Origin of the sequence: Clostridium sp. AF36-4, from assembly GCF_003435975.1 — a bacterium.
In the GTDB taxonomy this organism is placed as follows: Bacteria; Bacillota; Clostridia; order Lachnospirales; family Lachnospiraceae; genus Eubacterium_F.
Genome location: NZ_QTVH01000032.1, coordinates 1 through 1,672 on the forward strand (window position 1 = coordinate 1; position 1,672 = coordinate 1,672).

Annotated in this window: 1 protein-coding gene; it reads right to left on the minus strand. The window is 37.0% G+C overall.

The features are described from left to right. Window positions 1–62: 62 nt before the first annotated feature. Window positions 63–1,456, minus strand: a protein-coding gene (locus DW005_RS12300; protein WP_242989470.1) for an IS3 family transposase whose coding sequence is annotated in 2 segments (ribosomal slippage) — window positions 63–997 and window positions 997–1,456 — 1,395 coding nt in all. Because the reading frame shifts where the segments join, the coding sequence is not laid out codon by codon here. Window positions 1,457–1,672: the final 216 nt, after the last annotated feature.

The window sequence follows — 1,672 nt, forward strand, 5'->3', positions numbered from 1 at the left end:
TGATGTGACCCCCAAATGTTAGACTTTTTAGGCGTAGCAGTTTGATGGCTGCTACGCTGTTTTTATGCAACCAAGAGGCTAAGCCTGTATTGCACAGGACTCATCCATCCAAGTCTTTCTTTTATTCGTTGCTCATTATAATACTTTATATATCGCTCTATTGCTGATTTCAATTCCTCATAGCTATAATAAACTACACCATAGTACATTTCTTGCTTTAGCAAACCGAAAAAATTTTCCATTACGGAATTGTCGTGGCAGTTACCTTTTCTAGACATACTTTGAAATATTCGTTCTTCCTTAAGACGATGGGAGTATACTTTCATCTGATAAGCCCAGCCTTGGTCTGAATGAAAGGTTCTGCGATAAGGGCAGTCAGCAGTTATCTCAATCGCTTGTTCCAGAGCATTCATTACATTCTTGGCAGAAGGGCACTTATCCATGCTATAGCTGAGTATTTCTCCATTGCACATATCCATAAAAGGATCGAGATAAAGTTTGTGCATTGTCATATGTCCATTAGAAGCAATCTCATAGTATTTAAACTCGGTTGTATCAGTTGTTACCTTTTGATGCGGTATATGTGTATGGAAACGTCTGTTAATTCTATTAGGAGCAACAGTTCCCACTTTTCCTTTATAAGAACTGTATTTTCTACTCTTACGTGTGAACGAAGTTACCTGTAATTCAAGTTTTTGCATGATTCGTTGAACTTTCTTTTTATTCACAAGATATCCTTGATTACGAAGTTCTCCAACCATTCGACGATATCCATAATCCTTGTTAGCCTTTCGAATTTCCACTATTTTTTCTTCAAGTTCCTTATCTGGATTTTCTCTGTCAAGTCTCTTTTGCCAATACATAAACGTAGCCTTTGGCATACCGGTATACGAGAGAAGGTCTTTTAGTTTGAACTGTCTTCGGAGACTGTTGATGACTTGCGCCGTTCTCTCATTTTTGCCTCGTCCTCTAAACGCAGTCTCCTCAGTTCTTTTAAAAAAGCATTCTCTATTTTTAGTTTAAGAAGTTCATCTTCTAATTCTTTTACGTGTTCGACACTTGTGTCAGTGACACCTTTCTTTATATTGTCCAATGTTTTCTTACGCCCCTTCATTCGTGGTCTCAAAGCATCAGGACCTGCGATTTGAAACGCATTCACCCACTTTCCAATAAGTGCCGGACTATTAATACCTTCCTTAAGTGCTAATTCCTGATATGAGAGATCACTTGATAAGTATAATTCTACTACAGAAATCTTATATTTGAAAGAGTAATTATTTATACTTCGTGCTCTACGCAGTCCATCATCACCTAATTTTTGATATGCTTTTACCCATCTGTAAATTTGTGCTTTATTCGGAATACCATAATCCTTTGCCAAAGAACCAAATCCTCCTTTACCAGATAGATATGCAACGACTATTTCCTTTTTAAATTCAAAACTATATTTAGCCATAAAAATATCGACCTCCAATCGTTAGATTTTTGGTCTAACATTTGGGGGTCGGTACATTCCAAGCCAAAAGCGTTGCATTCCTTCTTATCCTTTCTCGCCGAAATGCAACGTTAAAGCCCTAGCATACCGAAAAGAGTTGTTTAGACACATTGATTTGCCAAAAAAAAAGCTGTAAAACAAGCTAAAATTGCAACCTCTTTTAGACAATTTGGTAAA